5 protein-coding genes are annotated in these 5,393 nt (G+C 72.7%); 3 read left to right on the top strand and 2 right to left on the bottom strand.

The window, feature by feature from the left end; translation table 11 throughout:
• From E1281_RS37065 to E1281_RS37055, 3 genes are all read left to right on the top strand, one after another.
• On the top strand, positions 1-547 hold a 547-nt coding region (locus E1281_RS37065; protein ID WP_131884371.1), incomplete at its 5' end, for a CobD/CbiB family cobalamin biosynthesis protein.
• A complete protein-coding gene (locus E1281_RS37060; protein WP_131884370.1) occupies positions 544-2,094 on the top strand; it encodes a cobyric acid synthase in 1,551 nt (516 codons plus the stop codon). The genes E1281_RS37065 and E1281_RS37060, both read left to right, overlap by 4 nt.
• Before the next feature lie 46 nt (positions 2,095-2,140).
• Positions 2,141-2,782 carry a DUF1444 domain-containing protein gene (locus tag E1281_RS37055; RefSeq protein ID WP_131884369.1) on the top strand — a complete coding sequence of 214 codons (642 nt, stop codon included), beginning with the start codon at positions 2,141-2,143 and terminating at the stop codon, positions 2,780-2,782.
• Between the two features lie 19 nt (positions 2,783-2,801).
• Here E1281_RS37055 and E1281_RS37050 read toward each other — a convergent pair whose 3' ends face one another.
• Positions 2,802-4,340, bottom strand: a complete 1,539-nt coding sequence (locus tag E1281_RS37050) for a glycosyltransferase family 39 protein (RefSeq protein WP_131884368.1) — start codon at positions 4,338-4,340, stop codon at positions 2,802-2,804.
• A 113-nt stretch (positions 4,341-4,453) separates the two neighbouring features.
• Positions 4,454-5,393, bottom strand: a 940-nt coding sequence (locus E1281_RS37045) for a hypothetical protein (RefSeq protein ID WP_243717768.1), incomplete at its 5' end; no start/stop codon positions are given.

The raw sequence follows: 5,393 nt of genomic DNA, 5'->3' as shown, positions 1-5,393 counted from the left end.
TTCCCATTTGTGCGCGCGGGATCCGCGGGGGCTTGACCCCGGGGGGCTGGCTCGGGCCGTTGTCGAATCGGTGGCGGAGAACACCTCGGACGCCTCGATCGCTCCGCTGGTGTGGGGGGCCGTGGCGGGTGTTCCGGGATTGTTGGTCTACCGGGCCGTCAATACGCTGGACGCGATGGTCGGATACCGGAATCCGACGTACGAGCGGTTCGGATGGGCGGCGGCGCGGCTGGACGACGTCGCGAACTGGATTCCGGCCCGGGTGACGGGCGGACTGGTCGCGGTCTGCTCCGGGGGCCGGGCTTGGCGGGTGCTGGTCAGGGACGGTGGAAAGCACCCGAGCCCCAACGCGGGACGGTGTGAGGCCGCGTTCGCCGGTGCGCTCGGAGTGCGGCTGGGGGGCGTCAACGACTATGGCGGACGTGTCGAGCGGCGTCCCGAGATGGGGGACGGCCGGGCCCCGGAGGCCGGGGACGTCCGGAGGGCCGTGCGGCTCTCGGCGGCGGTGACCTTCGCGGCGGCGGCCGTGATCTGGGCACTCCGGTGAGCGGGCTCCTGGTCGCCGGGACGACCTCGGACGCGGGCAAGAGCGTCGTCACGGCGGGACTGTGCCGGTGGCTCGCGAGGAAAGGGGTCAAGGTCGCGCCGTTCAAGGCGCAGAACATGTCGCTCAACTCCATGGTGACGGCGGACGGGGCCGAGATCGGCCGCGCGCAGTACATGCAGGCGCAGGCCGCGGGGATCGAGGCGAGGGCCGTGATGAACCCGGTCCTGCTCAAGCCGGGGAGCGACCGGCGCAGTCAGGTCGTGGTCCTCGGCCGGCCCGTGGCGGAGGTCGACGCGCTGCAATACGGGGATCATAAGGAGTGGCTCAAGGGCGTCGTGCAGGAGAGCCTCGCGGAGCTCCGGGACGAGTACGACGTGGTGGTCTGCGAGGGGGCCGGCAGCCCCGCCGAGATCAATCTGAGGGCCGGCGACATCGTGAACATGGGGCTCGCCAGGGCCGCCGAATTGCCGGTCGTGGTGGTGGGCGACATCGACAGGGGCGGCGTCTTCGCGTCCCTTTACGGGACCGTCGCACTGCTGGAGCCCGAGGACCAGGCGCTGATCGCGGGATTCGTCATCAACAAGTTCCGGGGCGCCACCGAACTTCTGGAGCCGGGACTTGAGCAGCTCAAGATGCTCACCGGACGCCCCACGCTGGGAGTGCTGCCCTGGAGATCAGGGTTGCATCTGGATTCCGAGGACACTCTCGCGCTGGACGCGCCCCGCCCGGAGGCGAAGGGCCCGGCCGGGAAGGAGACCCTGAGGGTCGCCGTGGTGCGCTTTCCCCGGATATCCAACTTCACCGATCTGGACGCGCTGGCCGGAGAACCGGGTGTCGTCGTCCGCTACGCGTCCGGTGCCGGGGACCTGGCCGATGCCGACCTGGTCGTCCTGCCGGGGACGCGGGCGACGGTCGACGACCTGGAATGGCTGCGCGAGCGGGGAATGGCCGGCGAGATCAGAAGGCGGGCCGGCGCGGGGCTGCCCGTGCTCGGCATATGCGGCGGCTACCAGATGCTCGCCGAAGAGATCGTGGACCGCGTCGAGTCGGGAACGGGACGCGTCGAAGGTCTCGGCCTGCTCCCCGCGCGCGTCGAATTCGGGGAGGAGAAGATCCTCGGCCGCCCACAAGGCAGCGCCTACGGCGAAGAGGTCCACGCCTACGAAATCCATCACGGCGTCGTGACGGCGAGAGGAGAAGCCTTTCTCGACGGATGCCGGCAAGGAGCCGTCTGGGGGACGACCTGGCACGGCGTCATGGAGAACGACGCGTTCAGGCGCGCCTTCCTGCGGGATGTGGCGCGGCAGGGCGGCCGCGATTTCACGCCCGCCCCCGACGTGTCGTTCAACGCCCTGAGAGAGGCGGCCCTGGACACACTCGCCGACCTCGTCGAGCAGCATCTTGACACCGGCGCCATCCGGCGGATCATCGAGGACGGCGCGCCCCGGAACCTCCCCGTCGTCCCGCCCGGAGGGGCCCCGGCCGTGCCCGGCGGGCCGCCGGACGTGCCTGGCGGCGAGCCGGGCACCGGTGCGGCGGTAGGGTGATCCCTTCGATGGCACCGGCCGCAACAGGCATCAGGAGGAACGCCCCGTGACCGAGCCGCGGTCCAGTCTGATCGTCCCGCTGATGAAGGCGCGGGTGCCGGCCGAGGTCCAGCTCGAGTTCCCGCTGCCGCCGGAGGAGGAGCCGATCCGTGACCCGTTCGCCGGTGACCTGTACGTGAGCTACGCGCTGGAGATCGCCGACGAGGGCGTCCCGTCCGGCCGCCGGTACGAGCACGTGGCCCGCCGGCACTGCGCCGAGCTGGGGGTGCCGGCCGGCGAGCTGCGCCGCCGAGCGGTGATCAACCTGCGGGACCTGCGCCCCGAGCTGAGCCTCAGCTGGTATCCGGACGTGCGCGCCGTGACCGTGTCGCTGTCCGGGGCGGGCGCGGCGGCGAGGCGGGGGAGCCTGGAGTCGGGCCTGCTGCTGGACGAGGGGTTCCTGGAGAAGCTCGCCCAGGACGTCGAGGGCGACCTCGTCGTGGCGGCCCCGGCGCGGGACGTGTTCGTCGCGTCCGGCACCGGCCATCCGGACGGCGTCGACAAGCTCCGCTGGGCCGTCGCCCAGGTATGGGCCGAGGACCGCGGGGAGGGCGGCGACGACCCGGTGTGGGACGTGCCCCCCGGGAGCCTGCTCACCCACAACCTGATGGTGCGGCGCGCCGGCGCCTGGGACGTCCTGACATCCTGATCCCTGGACGATCCGGCGGCTACGAGAGCGTCTTCAGCCGCGGCCACAGCTCGATCCACGGGGCGCGCTGCCCGCGGCAGATCCACACCGGCTTGCCCTGTTCCTGGTTGTCGAGGCCGACGCCGTTGTCGATGCGGTCGACCGGGCGCACGTCCGTCCAGAACCGCCGCAGGGAGGGCGCGCCCGCTTCGGTCTCCGGCCCGACGACGACCGCGGGCCCGCCGGTGTCCCGGGGACGCCCGAAGTACCAGTAACCGTTGTGCCCGCTGTACGCGCGGGGCAGCCCGAGATCGGGCCCGTACTTGTCGAGCGCCCCGGCCTCGCCGTAGTTGCTCACGATGATCGTCGCTCTGGACCGCTCGCCGGGCGGCAGCGAGTTGTAGACGTCCGCGACCTGCTCGGCGAACCGGGGCCAGCCGACCGTCTCGGCGGAGTCGGCGTTGACGACCGGCTGCGGGGTGTCCGCCAGCCACGTCACCGGGTAGACGGGCAGGGTGAGCAGGGCCGTCGTGACAGCGGTGATCACGTACGTCGGCACGGTCGGCACCCAGCCCCAGCCGCGCGGCGCGCCGTTCCGCTCGATCTCCACGGCTCCCGCCGCGAACAGCGCCGCCCAGAGCCCGCTGAGGTAGTACGGCTTTCCGGCCGTGATGAGGAACAGGACGGTCAGCAGCACGTACGCGTGGCCGAGGAACCGGAACGGCCGCAGGTCGTCCGACCGGTACGTCCGCCACAGCCCGTAGATCCACAGCCACGCCAGGACGACGCCGGTCAGGAGTATTTGGAACGGGATGAGTCCGGGCCGTCCGGCGAAATCCGCCTTGTCGGCGATCGCGTTCGCCATGTCCAGCTGGGGCCAGCCATGGCCGGCCTGCCACAGCAGGGCCGGCGCGGCCGCCGCGAGCACGACGAGCGCGGCCACCGCCGTCATGGGCCGCCGCAGGAACTCGCGCGGCCCCGAGATCAGCAGCCCCGCGACGAGCGCGGCGATCAGGAACGCGGCCAGGTACTTGACATTCAGCGCCAGCGCCGCCACGACGCCGACGGCGAGCAGGATCCGCTGATCACGGATCCGCGACCACCGGACGACCAGCCAGACGATCGTCGTCGAGAGCAGCAGGTCGAGCGTCGCGGTGGAGAAGCTGTGGCCGGTCGCGACGACGAACGGGCAGACCGCGTACGCCCCCGCGGTGAGGAGCTGCGCCCGCCGCCGGCCGCCCATCTCGCGAGCCGTCAGCGCCGCGACCACCACGCCGGCGGCGGAGAAGAGCGCGGCGGGAATCCGCAGTGCGACGAGCGAGTCGCCGAGCACCGCCGTGACGGCCCGGCCGATCAGCGGCATCAGCGGCGGCTGGTCCGGATATCCCCACATCGGATGCCGTCCGGCGACCCGGAAGTACAGCTCGTCGCGGTGGTAGCCGTAGCGGGCGCTGAACGCGAGCAGCACCACGCCGAGCGCACCGGCGATCAGCAGCACCGGCTTCCAGGCGATCGCGGAGGAGTCGGAGGGGACGCTGGTCTCGGCGGAACCGGATGCCGCGGAGGCCGGGGCGGTCATGATCGGATCTTAAGCCGCGGGCGCCGCCCCCGCCCGGCCGCTCCTGGCCACCGCCCTCCCGGAGCCCGGCGGGGACCGTCGCCACGACCGGTCGCGAGGAGTGGAGCGCGGGGCTAGACCGAGCAGAGGGCGAAGTTGTCGAAGGTCGCCTCGGGGTGGCCTTCGGCGTCGTCGGGACGGTACAGGATCACCCCGCTCGCCCCGGGCTCGTCCTCCGGGGCCTCGGCGGAGGTGCTCGCGACGTGTTCGCCGTTGACCCACATGTCGAGGGTCGTGCCGGACCCGTCGTCCAGGCACGCGGCCTGGATCCGGTCGTCGCTGCCGCGGAGGTCGGTGGCGGTGCCGGCCGCCAGGTTCTCCGGCGTCGAACCCAGCTTCGCGATGCGGACACGGCCGTCCTCGCGGAGGAGGAACGCGAACCCGTCGGCCTCCCCATGGCAGTAGACGCCCGCCTCGCCGCCCTCGCCGGCCGTGTGCTCGACCTTCACCTCGATGAGCTGTGATTCGGGGACGTCGTCGACGGGCGCGCCCACGACGGTCCGGTTCGTCGTGGGCAGGACGTGCAGCTCGTACTTGCGGTCGCGGTAGGACGCGTCCCAGATGGGCGAGGCGGCCGTCTTCCAGCCCGACGCCTCGTCGCTGAAGTTGTCGTCGATGACCGTGTCGTCGACCTCCGGGGGCTTCTTCCCGAGGTCGGCCGCGACCGGGGCGGACGGGGGGTTGCTCGCCGGTTCCCCGTCGTCGGACGTCAGGCGGAGCACGCCGAACACGGCGGCCACGCCGACGAACGCCGCGACGCCGATGGCCAGGCCGGACCGGTGCCACGAGCGCGGCGGCTTCGAGGGTCCCGGGGGCGCGGCCAGCGGCCGCGTCGGCGGGGCGGACTCGAAGGCGGCGACCCGCACCGTCTCCGATGCCGCATTGTCCGGTTGCGCGGCGCCCGGTTGCGCGGCGCCCGGTTGCGCGGCGCCCGGTTGCGCGGCGCCCGGTTGCGCGGCGCCCGGTTGCGCGGCGCCCGGTTGTGCTGCGGCCGGTTCCGCCGCCGTCTCGGGG

It is taken from the genome of Actinomadura sp. KC345, assembly GCF_004348515.1.
Taxonomy (GTDB): Bacteria; Actinomycetota; Actinomycetes; order Streptosporangiales; family Streptosporangiaceae; genus Spirillospora.
Note: the sequence above shows the minus strand (reverse complement) of the source record. Positions and strands in the feature narration are given on the sequence as shown.

Bases quoted from the DNA above. Each gene is read 5' to 3' on its own strand.
- E1281_RS37050 (WP_131884368.1), bottom strand. From the start codon at position 4,340: ATGACCGCCCCGGCCTCCGCGGCATCCGGTTCCGCCGAGACCAGCGTC.